Here is an 18090-nt window from a genome sequence, read left to right as displayed (position 1 = left end):
GAATATTAAGGGGCGGGTACGACGGAACTCCGGTCTGATCGCGTCCTGCGGATAACCCCGGGCGGGCGAGCCCAAGCATGCGGAAGGGCCCGCACCGGACGAATCCGTTGCGGGCCCTTCCGAAGGAACGTCAGTCCTTGTTGAAGTTGACCGCGCCCTCGATGGGCGGCGGGCTGTCGGGGACCGTGTCCGGCTTCGGGACGCCCTTGAAGGTGAACTTGGCGGTCTCCGCCGTGCCCTCCTTGTTCTCAAGGTCGAAGCCCTCGGTGCCCACGATCACGATCTGGCCGGGCTTGAGCTCGCTGAACAGGATCTTCTCGGACAGGCTGTCCTCGATCTCCCGCTGGATCGTGCGGCGCAGCGGCCGGGCGCCGAGGACGGGGTCGTACCCCTTCAGCGCCAGCAGGTCCTTGGCCTCCTGCCGCAGCTCGATGCCCATGTCGCGGTCCTTCAGCCGCTCGTCCACCTTGGCGATCATCAGGTCGACGATCTGGATGATCTCCGCCGGGGTGAGCTGGTGGAAGACCACCGTGTCGTCGACGCGGTTGAGGAACTCGGGACGGAAGTGCTGCTTGAGCTCCTCCGACACCTTCGCCTTCATCCGCTCGTACGAGCCCTGAGCGTCGTTCTGCCGGGCGAAGCCCATCGAGACGCCCTTGGAGATGTCCTTGGACCCGAGGTTCGTCGTCATGATGATGACGGTGTTCTTGAAGTCCACGACACGGCCCTGCGCGTCGGTGAGGCGGCCGTCCTCCAGGATCTGCAGCAGCGAGTTGAAGATGTCCTGGTGGGCCTTCTCGATCTCGTCGAACAGGACGACCGAGAACGGCTTGCGGCGGACCTTCTCCGTGAGCTGGCCGCCCTCCTCGTACCCGACGTAGCCGGGCGGGGAGCCGAACAGCCGCGACACGGTGTGCTTCTCCATGAACTCGGACATGTCGAGCTGGATCAGCGCGTCCTCGTCGCCGAACAGGAACTCCGCGAGCGTCTTGGACAGCTCGGTCTTACCGACGCCGGACGGGCCGGCGAAGATGAACGAGCCGCCGGGACGCTTGGGGTCCTTCAGGCCGGCGCGGGTGCGCCGGATCGACTGGGAGAGCGCCTTGATGGCGTCCTCCTGGCCGATGACCCGCTTGTGGAGCTCGTCCTCCATGTTGAGGAGGCGGGTGCTCTCCTCCTCGGTCAGCTTGAAGACCGGGATGCCGGTGGCGGTGGCGAGGACCTCGGCGATGAGCTCGTCGGTGACCTCGGCGACGACGTCCATGTCGCCGGCCTTCCACTCCTTCTCCCGCTGCGCCTTCTGGCCCAGGAGCTGCTTCTCGGAGTCGCGCAGCGCGGCGGCCTTCTCGAAGTCCTGCGCGTCGATCGCGGACTCCTTGTCGCGCCGCACGTCGGCGATCTTCTCGTCGTACTCGCGCAGGTCCGGCGGGGCGGTCATGCGGCGGATCCGCATCCGCGAGCCGGCCTCGTCGATCAGGTCGATCGCCTTGTCGGGCAGGAACCGGTCGCTGATGTAGCGGTCGGCGAGCTGCGCCGCGGCGACCAGCGCGCTGTCGGTGATCGACACGCGGTGGTGCGCCTCGTAGCGGTCCCGCAGGCCCTTGAGGATCTCGATCGTGTGCGACAGCGACGGCTCGGCGACCTGGATCGGCTGGAAGCGGCGCTCGAGCGCGGCGTCCTTCTCCAGGTGCTTGCGGTACTCGTCCAGCGTCGTGGCGCCGATGGTCTGCAGTTCGCCGCGGGCCAGCATCGGCTTGAGGATGCTGGCGGCGTCGATCGCGCCCTCGGCGGCGCCCGCGCCGACGAGCGTGTGCAGCTCGTCGATGAACAGGATGATGTCGCCGCGGGTGCGGATCTCCTTCAGCACCTTCTTCAGGCGCTCTTCGAAGTCACCGCGGTACCGGGAGCCGGCGACCAGCGCGCCCAGGTCGAGGGTGTAGAGCTGCTTGTCCTTCAGCGTCTCGGGCACCTCGCCCTTGACGATCTTCTGCGCGAGGCCCTCGACGACGGCGGTCTTGCCGACCCCGGGCTCGCCCACCAGGACGGGGTTGTTCTTGGTACGGCGGGACAGCACCTGCATGACCCGCTCGATCTCCTTGTCCCGGCCGATGACCGGGTCGAGCTTGCCCTCACGCGCGGCCTGCGTCAGGTTGCGGCCGAACTGGTCGAGCACAAGGGAGGTGGACGGAGCCGACTCCGAGGGACCGCCGGAGGCGGCCGGCTCCTTGCCCTGGTAACCGTGCAGCAACTGGATGACCTGCTGGCGCACACGGTTCAGGTCGGCGCCGAGCTTCACAAGGACCTGGGCCGCGACGCCCTCGCCCTCACGGATCAACCCCAGCAGGATGTGCTCGGTGCCGATGTAGTTGTGGCCGAGCTGCAGCGCCTCGCGCAGTGACAGCTCAAGGACCTTCTTGGCGCGCGGAGTGAACGGGATGTGGCCCGACGGCGCCTGCTGGCCCTGGCCGATGATCTCTTCGACCTGCTGGCGCACCGCTTCAAGGCTGATCCCCAGGCTCTCCAGAGCCTTGGCAGCGACACCCTCACCCTCGTGGATCAGACCCAGGAGGATGTGCTCGGTGCCGATGTAGTTGTGGTTGAGCATCCTGGCTTCTTCTTGTGCCAGGACGACAACGCGCCGCGCGCGGTCGGTGAACCTCTCGAACATCTCGTCGCTCCTCACAGAGCGGTTGGGCAGAGTCCGGAACGTCCGGAACTGTCCTTCCGCATGCTAGCCCGCCCCGAGGAGGCCACCCGGTGCACTCCCACCAGGAGACGTTCCCCAGCTATGCGCTGTTCAGTCTCATCCAACTACCGCATCGGTGCGTCATGTTCCCGCTACGCCCCAAGCGAACGGGGGGCTTTTCGCAGGTCGGTGAAGGCGCGGGCCGAGAGTGGCGAATGGGGATGAAGTTCCAGCCGCGCGGCCTGTGTACCTCCCGGCGACGACCGCGAACCCTGCGACCGCTACGCCGAAAGCGAACGGCCCGGCGGAACCGGACCGGGGCTAGCGGACCGGGACATGCGGACCGGCGGGAAGCGAACGGCGGAAGCGAACCGCGGGAGCGGGTCGGCACAGGCGACCGGGAGAAGCGGGCCGGCAGAAGCGAACGGCCCGTCTCGCGAACGAAGACGGGCCGCCGACGGGTGAACCGGTCAGTTGGCCGCTTCGTACTGTTCGATCACATGGGCCGGGATCCGGCCGCGCTCATTGACCTTGATGCCATTGTTCTTGGCCCAGGCGCGGATCTCAGCACTGCGCTCGCGGCTGGACGCGCCTCGCTGCCGGCGTCGGCGCGTGGAAGTTCCCGCCTTGCGTGACTTCTCCACGAACGGCTGAAGAGAATCCCGCAGCTTCGCTGCGTTGGCGCCACTCAGGTCGATCTCGTAGGAGGCGCCGTCGATCGAGAACGCTACGGTCTCGTCCGCCTCGCCACCGTCGAGGTCGTCGACGAGAAGCACCTGAACCTTCTGTGCCATGGGGACAGACCCTTTCGGCTTGAGCAAACTGCATTCGGTCGACAAAGATATACCGAGAAGTCCGCCGATGACAATTCCGACGCGGCCCATGAACCGGCACTGGCGGCGAAGTCACGTTCCCGCCGTGACCGGGCGTAATCGGCAGCGCCTGTTTCCGGCACGTCGCGGCGGCGCGGCGGGGTACGGCGACCGCGGCGTGTGATTTTTTTCGCCCGCCGGCGGCCACCGTCCGGTTTTCGGTGTGACCGGTGTCGCGGTTGACCGCGCTGACCTGGGCGAGCGCTCCCGTATTGGACCGGGTTTGCGGGCGTCCGGCTTTCCGGCGGACGAGCCGTCCGGGAGTGCGCCAGGGAGTAAAAGAGTCTGCGGCCGACCTTAACAGGCCGGGCACAGCGACACCGCGGCCAACGATTAACCCTGACGTAACGGCACTAACCGCACCCGCCGCCGGGGAATGCGCCGGAGCCCGCGACCCCCGCACGGCAGGTGATCACCGGCCTCACCGGCCGATGTGGATGGATAACGGCCGGTGGGCCGCCAGCGAAATCTGTTGACGCCGTCCCGTCCCGGGAAGTCGCCAACCGCGATCCGCCGGGGCCGGGGGCGGCCGGTAGTCGTCCATCCCAAAATCGGGAGATTGCGGCACAATCCCGCCGTCGGCCCACTTCTTCCAGCCCGCGTCCGCGGTCGGCGGAGGGCCATGCACGCCGCCCATGGCCCGAGCGGCATGGGGAGCTAAAGGTCCGTTCCCGGTGAGGCCGCAACCGATCCGGAGTAAGTCCACTGCCCTAAGTGGCCGGCGCCTCGGGCGGAAGGGCAACGGCACGGGGAGCACATCTCAAAGCGGAGGAGGCGTCCGGGACGAGACACATCCCGCGCCGATTCAGGGCCGTAACCGGAACGAGCTGGCATTCGCCGTCCGAACGCGGGCCGTCCGAAACAGAGCGGGGATCTCCGCGAAAGCCGCCCCGGACGGGCGAACGCTCTCGGCCCGCCGGACCGCGGACCGAGAGCGTCGGGGATCAGCCGCCGCCCGAGTACCGCTGGGGGCGCCTGAGAGGGCCTCAGAAGGCCGATGAATCAGGAAGCGGACGAATTTACTACCAGCGTCCCTGCGAGCCTGTCATGGAGGGCTTGTCGCTGCGTGCCCTCGTACAGCAGGCCCGCGTTCGCCACCCAGAAGATGCCCGCCAGAAGCCCGAGAACGGGAATCGGGCGTGCCGCGATCGGCAGCGAATAGACCGCGGCACGCAGAACGGCGCGCGGAAACCCCAAACGAGCACTCTCCCCACCCTCACCGCCGGGGTGTTGTTCGCCGGGGGCGGCCAAGACCACCTCTATGCCGGCCAGGCGCTTGCCGAGCGTCCGTCCCCACAGGGCGAGCTGGATCGACTCGTACAGCAGCATGCATCCGGCCACGGCGGGAGGAGCGACGACGTCCACCGTGTGGCCGGACACCAGCGCACGGACGACGACGATGACGGGCAGGCCGACGATGAGCGTGTCGACGATGCGCGCCCTGAGGCGCAGCCCCGGCTCGGCGAGCGGTGCCGCCATCGCGGCCTACTCCGCGTACTCGTCGTACTCGTGGTACTCGTCGTATCCGACCCGCTCATCGATGACGAGCGTGCCGGCGAAGCGGTCATGCAGTGCCTGATGCAGCGGCTGGTCCCAGATCGCCCAGAGGTAGGCCATCAGCGCACCCGCCCAGACCAGAACCATCCCGTACGCGGCGTAGTCCCACACCATCACCGCCAGGACGAGGAAGAAGAAAACGCCGATCTGGTAGGCCACGTGAGTGATCCCAGAGCGCCATATGGCCTGCGTCATGGTCAGCGGCTGACCCGCAGGACGCGCCTGGACGATGCCAAGGCCCATGACGCGCTTGCCGAGCGTCCGTCCCGACATCGCCAGCTGGACGGCCTCGTAGAGGAACGGCAGCACCGACAGGACGCAGAAGAGGGTGAAGATGATGGGCCAGTTCCACACACCACCCTCGTCCTCCGTGTCGCTGCCAGGCCTGCCCAGGCCGAACGCACCGATGGTCACCGGGAGGACGAGGGCGAAGCCGAAGACCGCGACGAGCGCGTTGTCGATGAGCCGGGCGCCCGCCCGCCTGATGATGGGCGCCAGGGCGATTTCGCCGCCCTGGGCCCCGCCGTACTGGTCATAGGACGCTTCGTACGTCTCGTTGTACGCCGGCTCCTGCGCCCACTGCTGCCGGGGCTGCTGGGGTTGTTGCCACGGCTCCTGCGACGGCTGCGGTTGCTGCGCTTGTTGCGGTTGCTGCGATTGGGGACCTTGGTACGGGGGCGGCGGGCCGTAGGAACCCTGCCCCTGCGGCGGCTGGTAGCGCCGCCCGCGGTTGGGGGAATCGCTCATTGGGTCAGTCCTCCAGGCGAAGCAACATCCGGGTGTTGCCCAACGTATTGGGCTTGACCCGATCGAGGTTCAAGAACTCTGCCACGCCTTCGTCGTAGGAGCGGAGAAGCTCCTCGTACACCTCTGGCGCCACCGGAGTCCCAAGGATCTGCTGGAAGCCGTGGCGGGCGAAGAACTCCACTTCGAAGGTAAGACAGAACACCCTCCGCACGCCGAGTTCCCGTGCGGTCTCCAGAAGGCGGGCGACGATGCGGTGCCCGATTCCGCGTCCGCCGTACCCCTTGTCCACGGCGACCGAGCGGACCTCCGCCAGGTCCTCCCACATCACGTGCAGGGCGCCGCAGCCGATGACAGGGCCCGGTGTGCCGTGCTGGACGTCTTCGGCGACCCAGAACTCCTGGACGTCCTCGTACAGCTTCACCGTGTTCTTCTTCAGCAGGCGTCGCCCAGACCCGGCGTACAGGTCGACCAGCCCGCTGATCTCCTGAACGTCGGCGGTACGGGCACGCCGGATCACGACCTCCACAAACAGGCGAGATTATCGAACGCGATCCCTTCACTACGTGGCGGCGTCCCCCTTACGAGCGCGCACGGCGCACAAGTGACTAGGTAAAAGCGACTAGCCTGCACCCGGGCTCCGCGAAAAGTGAGCCATAGCACAGCGGCGGCCGGGACGGAACCGGTACTCCGTCGCGAGGGCCTGTCACGACCTGCGATTTCGCTTGTTCTGGTTGGCATCCAATGCGGGTTCCGTTAGTGTCCTGCGCTGTCGGCCATCCGTAGGACTGAGGCCGAACCGCCGAGTCCCCGGGCCGCAACCAGTGCCCCGAGGAGCCGGGGACCCACTTTCGGAGCATCCGGGGGATCACCCCCGTCCCGCACCGTGAGGGGTGAATCCGCTGCCCGCACGGAGTCGATCCGCGCGCACCGGCGGACGGGCTGCTCCTGCCCCAACCCGTCAGCTAACTCGGTAGGCGGACGAGGAGAGGAGAATTCGTGGAGCCATTGCGCCCCGCTCCCTTTTCACCATCGGCGCGTTCACGCTCCCCACACCCGGCCCCAGGCCGGACGGCCCGATTCCGCTTCAAGGGCCGCCTCCGCGCCAGAGCGCTGACCGTCGCCGGCGCGCTCGTCGCCGTTTCGATCGCGCCGCACACCGTCCCCGTGGCCCACGCCGATCCCGAGCCGTCCACGAAGGAACTGCGGTCCAAGGCCCTCAAGCTCGCCGACGAGCTGGAGAAGCTCACCGAGCAGTACAACGGCCTGAAGGTCAAGCTCGCGCAGTCCAAACGCGCCGCCAAGGTCGCCGCCGACAACGCCGAGCGGCAGCAGAAGTCGCTGCAGAGCGTCCGGGAGAAGGTCAGCACGCTGGCCGCCACCAGCTACATGCAGGGCGGCACCGACCCCACGGTCACGTTCCTGGCCTCCCAGGACCCGCAGGCCGTCCTCGACCAGGCCGCGACCCTCCACTACTTCGCCAAGCAGGACAGCACCAGGGTCCTCGGGCTCATGCAGGCCATGCAGGCCGCCCAGCGCGCCCGCAAGTCCGCCGACTCCCGTGCCAAGGAGGTCACGCAGCTGCGGGGGCAGCTGGAGTCGCAGCGCAAGAAGGTCACCGAGACCTACGAGAAGGTCCGCGGCAAGCTCGTCAAAAAGGACCCCACGCAGCTCGCCAAGCTCCCCGTCGTCGGCACCGGCAAGGGCGCGCAGGCGCTGCGGCACGCGATGAGCAAAATCGGCCGTCCGTACGTGTGGGGCGCCGCCGGCCCGAGCAGCTTCGACTGCTCCGGGCTGACGATGTGGGCCTACAAACAGGTCGGCATCAACCTGCCCCACTACACGGGCAGCCAGTGGAACGCGGGCACCCACGTGTCGCGGAGCCAGCTCCAGCCGGGCGACCTCGTGTTCTTCTACTCCGACCTCCACCACATGGGGATGTACGTCGGCGGCGACAAGATGCTGCACGCACCCCGCACCGGTGACGTCGTGAAGATCGCCCCAATGGCCGGACGCCCCTACGCCGGCGCCGTCCGAGTCGCCTGACCCTCCGCCCAGACGCCCCCCGCACGTCCCTAGGACGCCCTACGACGCGTCCAGCACTCCCCAACACCCACGCGGTACGCGGTCGCCTAGGGGCTCCCGCAGCGCCCGCGAACCCCACGAGACGCCCAGAACCGGCAGAGTCCCGCGCCGACAAGACGCACGGCCCGGCGGGCCCGGGGCCGGACACCCAGGGCGGGCGGGGCCCGCAGCGGATGCCGGGGGGCGCGTTGAAGAGGCTTGCGGGCGCTTAGAGGAATCCACGGGCGGGCTCCCTGAACACCGTCCGCGGCGACGCCCCCTGCCAGGGACCTACCTGTCAGGACGCCGGCGCCGCCGCTGCGGGGTCGGACGGGGTTCGGATGAGTTCGCCACCTGGATTCCTGGTGACGCTCGCCGTCCCCAGGCGAGCGTCAGGGGGTGATACAGCTAGATGAGCTGCCTTCGGGCCGCCCACACCACGGCCTCTATAGGGGTGTTGACCTCCAGCCGGTCGCAGATCGTCCGCAACCGGCGCCGCAAGGTCCGTGCGCTCAGCTCCAGCTTGCGTGCCGCCACATCGGCGGTGACACCACTGGCGATCTGGGCGAGCAGCCGGATCTCCTCCTCGCTCAGCCCGAAATCGTCGGTGCCACGACGTGCGAGTGTGGCTGTGTCCACTCCGTCCTCCCTCGTCCGTGGTGATGACCGCGGGGATGCAGCCGTCCGCTGCACAGGCACGGGTTGGGCCTCGATCTGTACGCGCGTTGGGTTGCCGGGTCCGGAGCCTTCCGGACTTAGATCATCGGGTTCCTTTTCTGTCTCACGAGCTTGGCCGGAGGTGGCCGCCTGGCCGATTGCGGGGTCGTTCGGGGGAACTCCGGGTGACGATTCACTCGTTGGCCAGCCGAGGGGGACGGGGTGAGATCGCCAGCCATCCGCACCCGCCCCTTCTCGTTGGACTCGCCAGATCCCGCCGCGGACAAGATCGTGAATCGTTTCAAGCTACGCTTCGGCTCGGAACGCTAGGCGGCCGGATCCGGCCCGTCAAGCGCCGGTTCAGTGCAATGCGTGCCCGGATGGTCGCAATGCGTGACAGATCATTTGTCGGTGCGCAGTGATAAACGCCACTACCTGGGGAAACGCCCCCGGAGCGGGACGAGGAGCGAGTTGCCACAGACCAGTATTCGTGAGGTCGCGAGGCGTGCTGGAGTCTCAGTTGGGACCGTTTCGAATGTCCTAAACCGGCCAGACCTCGTGGCCGAAGCCACCCGTAACCGTGTCCGCGCCGCGATCGAGGAGCTCGGATTCGTCCGCAACGAGTCCGCGCGGCGGCTCCGCCGGGGCCCCGACCGCACCGCGGGCGAGTTCGGCGACGAGCCTCGCCGCGCGTTCGGAGTCGTCGTCGAGGACCTCACCAACCCGTACGCGACCGACGTCGCCCGGGGAGCCGAGGCCGCCCTCAACGCGGCCGGCCACGACGCCCTCTGGCTGTCCAGTGACTACTCCGCCGCCAAGGAACGGCGCTCGCTGGAACTCCTTGAGGATCAGCGCGCCGCCGGCGTCCTGATCATCCCCGTCGCGCTCGGCGCCCGCGACACCTCCCGGCTCCGCGCCGCGGGGATGAGCGTCGTGCTGATCGACCGCCACGCGTCCGAGGTCTGCTCCGCCCAGGTCGACCATGTCGCCGGCGGGGAGATCGCCGCCGCGCACCTGCTCGGCATCGGCCGCGAGCGGATCGCCTTCGTCACCGGCGTCCGCGAGCCGCAGCCCTGCGTCGAACGCCGCGACGGCGCCGCCCGCACGATCGTGGAGGCGGGGTTCGCGAAGCCCGCGACCCTGATCCAGGACGCGCTGAGCCCCACCGAGGGCCAGGCCGCGGCGCACCAGATCATGGCGATGTCGCCGCGCCCCGACGGCGTCTTCTGCGCCAACGACCTGCTGGCCATCGGGCTGATCAACGAGTTCGGCCGGCTCGGCGTCCGCGTCCCGGAGGACATCACGGTGATCGGCTACGACGACATCGAGCTCGCCGCGAGCGCCGCCGTCCCGCTGACCACCATCCGGCAGCCCCGCCGCGAACTCGGCTGGGAGGCCGCCGAGCTCGCACTCGCCGAAATACGCGAGGGCCACTCGCACCAGCACCGCCAGGTGGTGCTCCGGCCCGACCTGGTCATCCGAGAAAGCGCTTAGCGGCCCGCGTCCCCCGGCGCGGGCCGCCTGGCCTCCCGATCACTGTTCGGGCTTGACCAGCGGGAACAGGATCGTCTCGCGGATTCCCTTGCCGGTGAACGCCATGATCATGCGGTCGATGCCGGCGCCCATCCCGCCCGTGGGCGGCATCGCGTACTCCAGGGCGCGCAGGAAGTCCTCGTCCAGTTGCATGGCCTCGAGGTCGCCGCCGGCGGCGAGCAGCGACTGCTCGGTGAGGCGGCGGCGCTGCTCGATCGGGTCGACCAGCTCGGAGTAGGCGGTGCCCAGCTCCGTCCCGAACCCGATGAGGTCCCACTTCTCGGTGAGGAGGGGCTCCTCGCGGTGCCGGCGGGTCAGCGGGGACGTCTCGACCGGGAAGTCCATGACGAACGTGGGCTGGACGAGGGTGTGCTCGATCAACTCCTCGAACAACTCCTGGACGAGCTTGCCCTGCCCCCACTTGGGGTCCCACGAGACGCCCCGGGCGTCCGCGAGCTTACGGACGTCCTCGATGGGCGTGTGCGGGGTGATCTCCTCACCGAGCGCCTCCGACACCGACCCGTACAGCGTGATCCGCGGCCACTCCGCCAAGCCGAGGTCGACCTCGACGCCGTCATGGACGACCACGGTGGTGCCGAGAGCGGCGACGACCGCCTTCTGGTACATCCGCTGGGTGAGGTCGGCCATGTCGTTGTAGTCGAGGTACGTCCCGTAGGCCTCGACCATCGTGAACTCCGGGTTGTGCGTGGAGTCCGCGCCCTCGTTCCGGAAGTTCCGGTTGACCTCGAAGACCTTGTCGATGCCGCCGACGACGAGCCGCTTCAGGTACAGCTCGATCGCGATGCGCAGGTAGAGGTCCATGTCGTAGGCGTTGATGTGCGTCTTGAACGGACGCGCCGCCGCGCCGCCGTGAATCGGCTGCAGCATCGGCGTCTCGACCTCGAGGTAGCCCTCGTCGTGCCAGAAGTCCCGCACCGCGCGGACGGTGGCGCTGCGCAGCCGTGCCATCTTCCGGGCCTCGTCGTTGACGATGAGGTCGACGTACCGCTGCCGGACCCGCGCCTCCGGGTCGGTCAGCCCGGCGTGCTTCTCCGGCAGCGGACGCAGGCACTTGGACGTGATCGCGAACCGGTCCGCCATGATCGACAGCTCGCCGCGGCGGGACGTGATGACCTCGCCCTCGACGCCGACGTGGTCGCCGAGGTCGACCTCCCGCTTCCAGAAGTCGAGCTGCTCCTGCCCGACCTTGGCCAGGGACAGCATGACCTGGATGTCGCCGGAGCCGTCCCGGATGGTGGCGAAGCACAGCTTCCCGGTGTTGCGGCCCAGCATGACGCGTCCGGTGGCGCCGACCTTCTCGCCCGTCTCGGTGCCCGGCTCAAGGTCCGGGTGTTTCTCGCGGATCTCGGCGATCGTCGCCGTCCGCGGGAAGGTCACCGGATAGGGGTCGATTCCGCTCTCGCGGAGCCGATCGAGCTTCTCCCGGCGCACGCGCATCTGCTCCGGGAGCTCGTCGAAGGTCTCGTCAGTCACCTGCCCAGCCTATTGCGTCGCCCTTGGCGTCGGGCGCTGGAGCGCCCTCCTTCGGCGGGCAACGCGGCGATCGCTGCATCGCTCCGACTCGCCCGAAGGCTCGCTGCGCGATCGGTTTCTCGCAGGCTCGAAACCGGCTTCGCACGCGATCGCGACGCTTGAGGTCGCCATGTGGCCGAGGCACCGGCTGATGTGGTCGCACATCCCCGAGCTACGGCGTGTTGCGCTCGTAGATGAGGCGGAGGCCGATGAGGGTGAGCCACGGTTCGAACACGTCTATGCTGCGGGACTCTTCCAGGACGAGGGGCGCGAGGCCGCCGGTGGCGATGATCGTGACCTGCTCGGAGTCCTCGGCGAGTTCTTCGGACATGCGCTCGACGATGCCGTCCACCTGCCCGGCGAAGCCGAAGATGATGCCGGACTGCAGCGCCTCGACGGTGTTCTTGGCGATCACGTTGCGCGGCCTGACCAGCTCGATCTTGTGCAGCTGGGCGCCGCGCGACGACAGTGCGTCTATTGAGATCTCTATGCCGGGGGCGATGGCGCCGCCCACGTACTCGCCCTTCGCGGAGACGGCGTCGAACGTGGTGGCGGTACCGAAGTCGACGACGATCGCGGGGCCGCCGTGGGTGTGCACGGCGGCGAGCGCGTTCACGATGCGGTCGGCGCCGACCTCTTTCGGGTTGTCCATCCGGACGGGGACGCCGGTCTTGACGCCCGGCTCCACGATCACCGCGGACACGTCGCCGTAGTAGCGGCGGCACATCTCCCGCATCTCATGCAGGACGGACGGGACCGTGGAGCACAGCGCGATGCCGCTGATGTCGGTCTCGGCCAGCAGCGGGCTCTGCTGGACGAGGCCCTGCAGGACAACCGCGATCTCGTCGGCCGTACGCCGTGGATCGGTGTTGATCCTCCAATGCTCGATCACCTCGTCGCCCTCGAAGAGGCCGAGGACGGTCTGGGTGTTACCGACGTCGATGGTGAGCAGCATCAGGTCCCCGCTGGTCAGGTGAAGTCAAGGCCGATGTCGAAGACGCGGGCCGAGTGCGTCAGCGCGCCGACGGCAAGGTAGTCCACCCCGGTCACGGCGACGTCTCGAGCCCGCTCCAGGGTAAGGCCACCGCTCGCCTCAAGCTCCGCCCGCCCCGCGACGAGCCGCACCGCCTCGGCCAATTCGGCGTCGGTCATGTTGTCGAGCAGGATGCTCGTGGCGCCCACCGCGAGGGCTTCCTCGACCTGCGCGAGGGTGTCGCACTCCACCTGGACGTGCAGGGACGGGTACACGGCCCGGATGGCCTCGTACGCCTCGGTGACGCTTCCGGCCGCCGCGACGTGGTTGTCCTTGATGAGTGCGGCGTCGTACAGGCCCATCCGGTGGTTGACGCCGCCGCCGCAGTGCACGGCGTACTTCTGCAGGGCGCGGAGGCCGGGCAGGGTCTTGCGGGTGTCGCGCACCTTGGCCTTGGTGCCGGCCATCGCGTCCGTCCACCTCCGCGTCGCCGTCGCGATTCCGGACAGGTGGGTGAGCAGATTCAGGGCCGTCCGTTCTGCGCGCAGCACGGCCCTGGTCTGCCCGCTGACCGCGATGAGGACCTGCCCGGGGACGACGTGGTCCCCGTCCTCCGCCTTCGCCTCGTACTCCACGTCCAAGACCTCGAAGACGACGCAGGCCACCGGGACACCTGCGACGACGCCGTCCTCCCGCGCGGTGAGGTTCCCGGCCGCGGTGTCGTCCGGCGCGAAGATCGGCATGCTGGTGACGTCGACCTCGCCGTCCTCCGCCAGCGCCGTCCGGACGAGGTTTTCCACAGCCTGTGGATCGAGCCCCGCGCCACTCAGCCTCTGCGACAGTTCCGGTGTCATGAGCGCTTTCCTTCCAGAGGTTCGTAGGTGGTCGTCAGGACGTTCCCCGCCAGCCGCGTCACAAGATGACCGCGCCACGCGCCGTCCGCGCGCTCGGGGAAGTCCTCACGCCAGTGACTCCCGCGCGTCTCCTCCCGCCGCCGCGCCGCCGCCACGATCGCGGACGCGACGGTGTGCAGGTTGGTGACCTCCCACGCCTCCACCCCGGGCTCCGCACCCGCCCGGGGCAACCCGGCCAACTCGCGGGCGGCGATCTCCAGCCCCTCCGCCCCGCGCAGCACACCCGCGCAGGACGTCATGATCCGCTGAATCTCCCCACGCGCCCCTGCCCCCAGCAGCCCGCCACCGGAGCCACCCGACATGCCCGCACCCTGCGCCCCGACCTTGGCCACCGCACGCGCGCCTCCCGAAGGCGCCCGATCCAAGCCAACACCGTCCACGCGCACCACACCCCCAGCGACAACACCCGCAGACACGCCACCCGCAAGCACACCGTCCGCAGAAGCACCGCCCCCAGAGTCACCGTCCGCAGGCGCATCACCCGCAGGTGCGCCGGCCGGGAGGGGGTGGTGGTTCGCGGTGGTCGAAGGGTGGGGGGCGGTTGCCGAGGCGGCTTGGAGGGCGGTGGCTATGCGGTCGGCGAAGACCAGGCCCTCAAGGAGGGAGTTGGACGCCAGGCGGTTCGCGCCGTGGACGCCGGTGCAGGCGACCTCGCCGCAGGCGTAGAGGCCAGGGACGGACGTACGGCCGTGCAGGTCTGTGCGGATGCCTCCACTCGCGTAGTGCGCGGCGGGGACGACGGGGATCGGTTCCGTCACCGGGTCGATGCCGTGGTGCCTGCAGGCGGCCAGGATGGTCGGGAAGCGGTTCTCCCACATCGCCGCGCCGAGATGCCGGCCGTCCAGCAGCATGTGGGACGCGCCGGTCTCGCGCATCCGGTTCATGATTCCTTTGGCGACGACGTCGCGCGGGGCGAGTTCGGCGAGTTCGTGGCGTCCGGTCATGAAGCGCTCGCCGGCGTGGTCGACGAGGTGGGCGCCCTCCCCGCGGACGGCCTCGGAGATCAGCGGCTGCTGGCCTCGCGCGCCCTCGCCGAGCCACAGCACGGTCGGATGGAACTGGACGAACTCCAGGTCGGTGACCTCGGCACCGGCGCGCAGCGCGAGCGCGACGCCGTCGCCGGTCGAGACCTCGGGGTTCGTCGTGGCGGAGAACACCTGACCGAGCCCGCCGGTCGCGAGCACGGCGGCGTGGGCGCGGACGGCGCCGACGCCGCCGGGCTGGCCCTCGCCCATGACGTGGAGGGTGATCCCGGCCGCGCGTCCGGCGGCGTCCTTCAGCAGGTCGAGGACCAGCGCATGCTCGATGACCTCGACGCCGGAGTCCTTGAGCGCGGCGAGGAGGGCGCGGCTGATCTCGGCGCCGGTGGCGTCCCCGCCCGCGTGGGCGATGCGGCGCCGGTGGTGGCCGCCCTCGCGGGTCAGCGCGATGGCGCCGCCGCTGGAACGGTCGAACGCGGTGCCGAGGTCGATGAGGCCGCGGACGGCGTCCGGCCCTTCGGTGACGAGCGCCCGGACGGCGTCCTCGTCGCACAGCCCGACGCCGGCGGTGAGGGTGTCGGCGAGGTGCTCTGCGGGGGTGTCGTCGGGGGCGAGCGCGGCGGCGATCCCGCCCTGCGCCCAGCGCGTCGAGCCCGCGTCCAGGAGCGCTTTCGTGACGAGAAGCACCCGCCCGTGGGGACGGCAGCGGAGCGCGGTGACCAGGCCGGCGATGCCGGAGCCGATGACGACGACGTCGGTCTCGGTGGTCCAGCCGGGGGCGGGGGCGTACAGAACGGAAGGGATCACGGACCCTCCTCGGGATCGGTTCTCGTCATTATGACTCTAATCTCGGCCCGCTCAGCGGCCCGCCCCCGCACAGTGGCCGTTATCACCCCGCCCGAACCGCCCGCCCGGACACACCGTTCACCGGCGCACGGTCCGACGGCGGCCATGACGACGCCGCGACCTCCGCAGAATCGGCGCGGCCGGCAGCGCCCGCCCAGAGGCCGGCAGGACCGGCGACACCCGGCCGCAGGCTCGACATGGCCGGCAATGTCCGGCCGGAGGTCGGCGCGGCCGGTGAGGGCCGGGTGAGGGCGTGAAAGGTGGAGCGGCCTGTCAGGGGTGGACGAGGTCGCCGCGCGCCGTTCCGGTGCCGGGAACGGGTTCGGCGGGGTCGGAGCCCAAGGAGATGATCTTGTTGGAGCGGTCGACGTGCACGACGCGGGGGACGAACTCGCGGGCCTCGGCGTCGCTGAGCTGGGCATAGCTGATGATGATCACGAGGTCGCCGGGGGCCACGAGACGGGCGGCGGCGCCGTTGATGCCGATGACGCCGGAGCCGCGCTCGCCCGCGATCAGGTAGGTCTCCAGGCGGGCGCCGTTGTCGATGTCGACGACGGAGACCTGCTCGCCGGGCAGGAGGTCGGCGGCGTCCATCAGGTCCTGGTCGATGGTCAGCGATCCGACGTAGTGCAGGTCCGCCTGCGTCACGGTGGCGCGGTGGATCTTTGACTTGAACATCGTCCGGAACATCAGTGCTCCTTGCCGAGCTGGAGGGAAACGTTGTCGATCAGGTGGGTGGTGCCGACGCGGCCCGCGACGGCGAGGACGGCGGGGCCGGTGCGGGGGCCGGCGATCGTGGTGAAGGTCGTGGGGTCGACCAGGACGAGGTAGTCGAGGACGAGGGGCGGGTCGGCGGTCGTGGCCTTGTCGAGGACGGCGTTCGCCGCGGCGATCACGGCTTCGGGGCCGTCGGCGGCGACGTCCGCCCCGGCGTGGAGTGCCAGTGAGAGGGCCACCGCGGTCTGACGCTCGGACGCGGACAGGTAGCGGTTGCGGCTGGACAGGGCCAGGCCGTCGGGTTCCCGGACGGTCGGGCCGCCCGCGACCCGGACGGGGACGTTCAGGTCGGCGACCATGCGGCGGATCATCGCGAGCTGCTGCGCGTCCTTCTCCCCGAAGATCGCCACATCGGGCCGGACGAGGTTGAGCAGCTTCAGCACGACGGTGAGCATCCCGTCGAAGTGGCCGGGACGCGCGGCGCCCTCCACGATCTCGCCCATCGGCCCCGACTTGATCGTGACCTGCGGTTCGCTCGGGTACATGACGTCGCGGGTGGGAGCGAACACGAGGTCCACGCCTTCGGCGGCACATGCCTCGACGTCGGTGTCGAACGTCCGGGGGTAGCGCTCGAAGTCCTCGCCGGGCGCGAACTGGAGCGGGTTGACGAAGATGCTGACCGCCACGGCGTCCGCGCTGCGGCGGGCCTGCCGGATCAGGGAGAGATGGCCTTCGTGCAGGGCCCCCATGGTCGGGACGAGCGCCATCGTCCCTTCGATCCGGAAGCGGGCCTCGGCCAGTTCTTCTCGCGTCCGCGCGATGACCGGGGTCACGACACGCCTTTCCCTTCGCTCGCCCCGGACCGGCCGCCCGGGCCGGACCCGGCCATCGGGTGGTGAAGCCGCACCCCGGACGGGCGGTGGAGGGGCGTCTCGGATGGGTGGGGGGACGTGGGGTGGCGGGTGAGCGCCGGATCAGCAGGCCGCACTGTGTTCTCCCTGGTCAATCGGCCAGTGCTTCGAGGAGGCGTTCGGCGTCCTCGGGCTTGAGCATTCCGGCGGCGAGCGCCCGGTCGGCGGTGAGGCGGGCCAGCGCCACGTAGGCGCGGCGGCTCTCCGGTGACACCTTCGCCAGTTCGTCGATGTGGCCGGACACGGTTCCGGCGTCGCCGCGGGCGACCGGGCCGGTGAGGCCGTCGATGCCGAGGCGCAGCCCGTTGTCGAGGGCGGCGCCGAGCAGCGGGCCGAGCATCCGGCCGGGTTCGGCGACGCCGGCGGCGTGGAGCAGGTCCATCGCCTCGACGACCAGTGTGACCAGGTGGTTGGCGCCGCCGGCGAGCGCCGCGTGGTACAGCGGGCGGCGTTCCTCGGTGATCCAGACGGGTTCGCCGCCCATCTCCAGGACGAGCGCCTCGGCGACCGGGCGCAGCGGCTCGGGTGAGGTCACGCCGAACGAGATGCCGGTGAGGCGGTTCACGTCGTCGGGTCGTCCGGTGAACGTCATGACCGGGTGCAGGGCGAGCGGGAGGGCGCCGGCGCGGGTGAGGGGGTCGAGGACCGCGGTTCCGTACCGTCCGCTGGTGTGCATGATCAGTTTGCCGGTGACGGTGACGCCCGCGGAGACCAGGCCGGTCGCCAGTTCCGGCAGTTCGTCGTCGGGGACGGTCAGCAGCACCAGGTCGGCGGCGGCCACGACGTCCGGCGGGGGCGCGACGTCCGCGCCGGGGAGGCGTTCCTCGACGCGCGACCGCGACCGCTCGGACACGGCGGTCGCGGCGATCACGCGGTGGCCCGCGCGGGACAGCGCGGCGCCGAGCGCTGTGCCGACGCGGCCGGCGCCGACGACGCCGACCGAGAGCCGCGCGGGCCTGTCCTCCGGGGTCTCCTGCCCGTCCTTCCGGGGGGTGTGGGGGGTCGTCCCCCCACCGGGGAAGGGACCGTTTCCGGGCGCGGCGGAGGCAGGCGTGTCGTGAGGGTCCATCGGTTCGTTCCAGTCCTCAGAGGTACCGGACGCG

The 18090-nt window shown here is 69.8% G+C and carries 15 protein-coding genes and 1 riboswitch; of the genes, 2 read left to right on the top strand and 13 right to left on the bottom strand.

Annotated features, from left to right (window positions below):
- Window positions 1-130: 130 nt before the first annotated feature.
- The 5 genes from ACTWPP_RS14120 to ACTWPP_RS14100 form a co-directional block, all read right to left on the bottom strand.
- Entirely contained in the window at window positions 131-2668 is a 2538-nt protein-coding gene (locus ACTWPP_RS14120) for an ATP-dependent Clp protease ATP-binding subunit (protein WP_443104689.1), read from the bottom strand.
- 488 nt (window positions 2669-3156) lie between these two features.
- Window positions 3157-3480, bottom strand: a complete 324-nt coding sequence (locus ACTWPP_RS14115) for a histone-like nucleoid-structuring protein Lsr2 (RefSeq protein WP_358449288.1) — start codon at window positions 3478-3480, stop codon at window positions 3157-3159.
- Window positions 3481-4560: 1080 nt separating this feature from the next.
- Window positions 4561-5037, bottom strand: a complete 477-nt coding sequence (locus ACTWPP_RS14110; protein ID WP_443104688.1) for an RDD family protein — start codon at window positions 5035-5037, stop codon at window positions 4561-4563.
- A gap of 6 nt (window positions 5038-5043) precedes the next feature.
- Window positions 5044-5862 (bottom strand): RDD family protein, encoded by an 819-nt coding sequence (locus ACTWPP_RS14105; RefSeq protein ID WP_443104687.1) that lies wholly within the window; start codon window positions 5860-5862, stop codon window positions 5044-5046.
- Window positions 5863-5866: 4 nt separating this feature from the next.
- Complete coding sequence (locus ACTWPP_RS14100) at window positions 5867-6388, bottom strand: amino-acid N-acetyltransferase (RefSeq protein ID WP_443104686.1); 522 nt, start codon at window positions 6386-6388, stop codon at window positions 5867-5869.
- Between the two features lie 261 nt (window positions 6389-6649).
- A riboswitch (cyclic di-AMP (ydaO/yuaA leader) is annotated at window positions 6650-6855 on the top strand.
- A 3-nt stretch (window positions 6856-6858) separates the two neighbouring features.
- Here ACTWPP_RS14100 and ACTWPP_RS14095 point away from each other — a divergent pair.
- A complete protein-coding gene (locus ACTWPP_RS14095; protein WP_443104685.1) occupies window positions 6859-7905 on the top strand; it encodes an NlpC/P60 family protein in 1047 nt (348 codons plus the stop codon).
- A 426-nt stretch (window positions 7906-8331) separates the two neighbouring features.
- Here ACTWPP_RS14095 and ACTWPP_RS14090 read toward each other — a convergent pair whose 3' ends face one another.
- Window positions 8332-8562 (bottom strand): LuxR family transcriptional regulator, encoded by a 231-nt coding sequence (locus ACTWPP_RS14090; protein ID WP_443104684.1) that lies wholly within the window; start codon window positions 8560-8562, stop codon window positions 8332-8334.
- Between the two features lie 381 nt (window positions 8563-8943).
- Between ACTWPP_RS14090 and ACTWPP_RS14085 the strand changes: the two genes are divergently transcribed.
- The gene (locus ACTWPP_RS14085; RefSeq protein WP_443104683.1) at window positions 8944-10074 is read left to right on the top strand and encodes a LacI family DNA-binding transcriptional regulator; all 1131 of its coding nucleotides are present in this window, start codon (window positions 8944-8946) and stop codon (window positions 10072-10074) included.
- 39 nt (window positions 10075-10113) lie between these two features.
- On the opposite strand, the gene lysX is transcribed toward ACTWPP_RS14085, so the two are convergent.
- The 7 genes from lysX to ACTWPP_RS14050 all read right to left on the bottom strand — a co-directional run bounded on the left by lysX (window position 10114) and on the right by ACTWPP_RS14050 (window position 18056).
- Window positions 10114-11607: a bifunctional lysylphosphatidylglycerol synthetase/lysine--tRNA ligase LysX gene (lysX, locus tag ACTWPP_RS14080; protein ID WP_443104682.1), complete on the bottom strand. Its 1494-nt coding sequence runs from the start codon at window positions 11605-11607 to the stop codon at window positions 10114-10116.
- 211 nt (window positions 11608-11818) lie between these two features.
- Window positions 11819-12601: a type III pantothenate kinase gene (locus ACTWPP_RS14075; RefSeq protein WP_443104681.1), complete on the bottom strand. Its 783-nt coding sequence runs from the start codon at window positions 12599-12601 to the stop codon at window positions 11819-11821.
- Window positions 12602-12615: 14 nt separating this feature from the next.
- Window positions 12616-13419, bottom strand: coding sequence for a carboxylating nicotinate-nucleotide diphosphorylase (nadC, locus tag ACTWPP_RS14070; protein ID WP_443104680.1), 804 nt, complete (start codon window positions 13417-13419; stop codon window positions 12616-12618).
- A 50-nt stretch (window positions 13420-13469) separates the two neighbouring features.
- The gene (locus ACTWPP_RS14065) at window positions 13470-15320 is read right to left on the bottom strand and encodes an L-aspartate oxidase (protein WP_443104679.1); all 1851 of its coding nucleotides are present in this window, start codon (window positions 15318-15320) and stop codon (window positions 13470-13472) included.
- Between the two features lie 312 nt (window positions 15321-15632).
- Window positions 15633-16049 carry an aspartate 1-decarboxylase gene (gene panD / locus ACTWPP_RS14060; RefSeq protein ID WP_443104678.1) on the bottom strand — a complete coding sequence of 139 codons (417 nt, stop codon included), beginning with the start codon at window positions 16047-16049 and terminating at the stop codon, window positions 15633-15635.
- The gene (gene panC, locus ACTWPP_RS14055; RefSeq protein ID WP_443104677.1) at window positions 16049-16909 is read right to left on the bottom strand and encodes a pantoate--beta-alanine ligase; all 861 of its coding nucleotides are present in this window, start codon (window positions 16907-16909) and stop codon (window positions 16049-16051) included. Before panC ends, panD begins: the two co-directional genes overlap by 1 nt.
- Before the next feature lie 169 nt (window positions 16910-17078).
- On the bottom strand, window positions 17079-18056 hold the full coding sequence (locus ACTWPP_RS14050; protein WP_443104676.1) for a Rossmann-like and DUF2520 domain-containing protein: 978 nt from the start codon (window positions 18054-18056) through the stop codon (window positions 17079-17081).
- Window positions 18057-18090: the final 34 nt, after the last annotated feature.

It is taken from the genome of Actinomadura sp. 3N407 (genome assembly GCF_052245875.1).
In the GTDB taxonomy this organism is placed as follows: domain Bacteria; phylum Actinomycetota; class Actinomycetes; order Streptosporangiales; family Streptosporangiaceae; genus Spirillospora.
The sequence above is the reverse complement of the archived record's forward strand: the minus strand, read 5'-3'. Positions and strand labels throughout refer to the sequence as shown.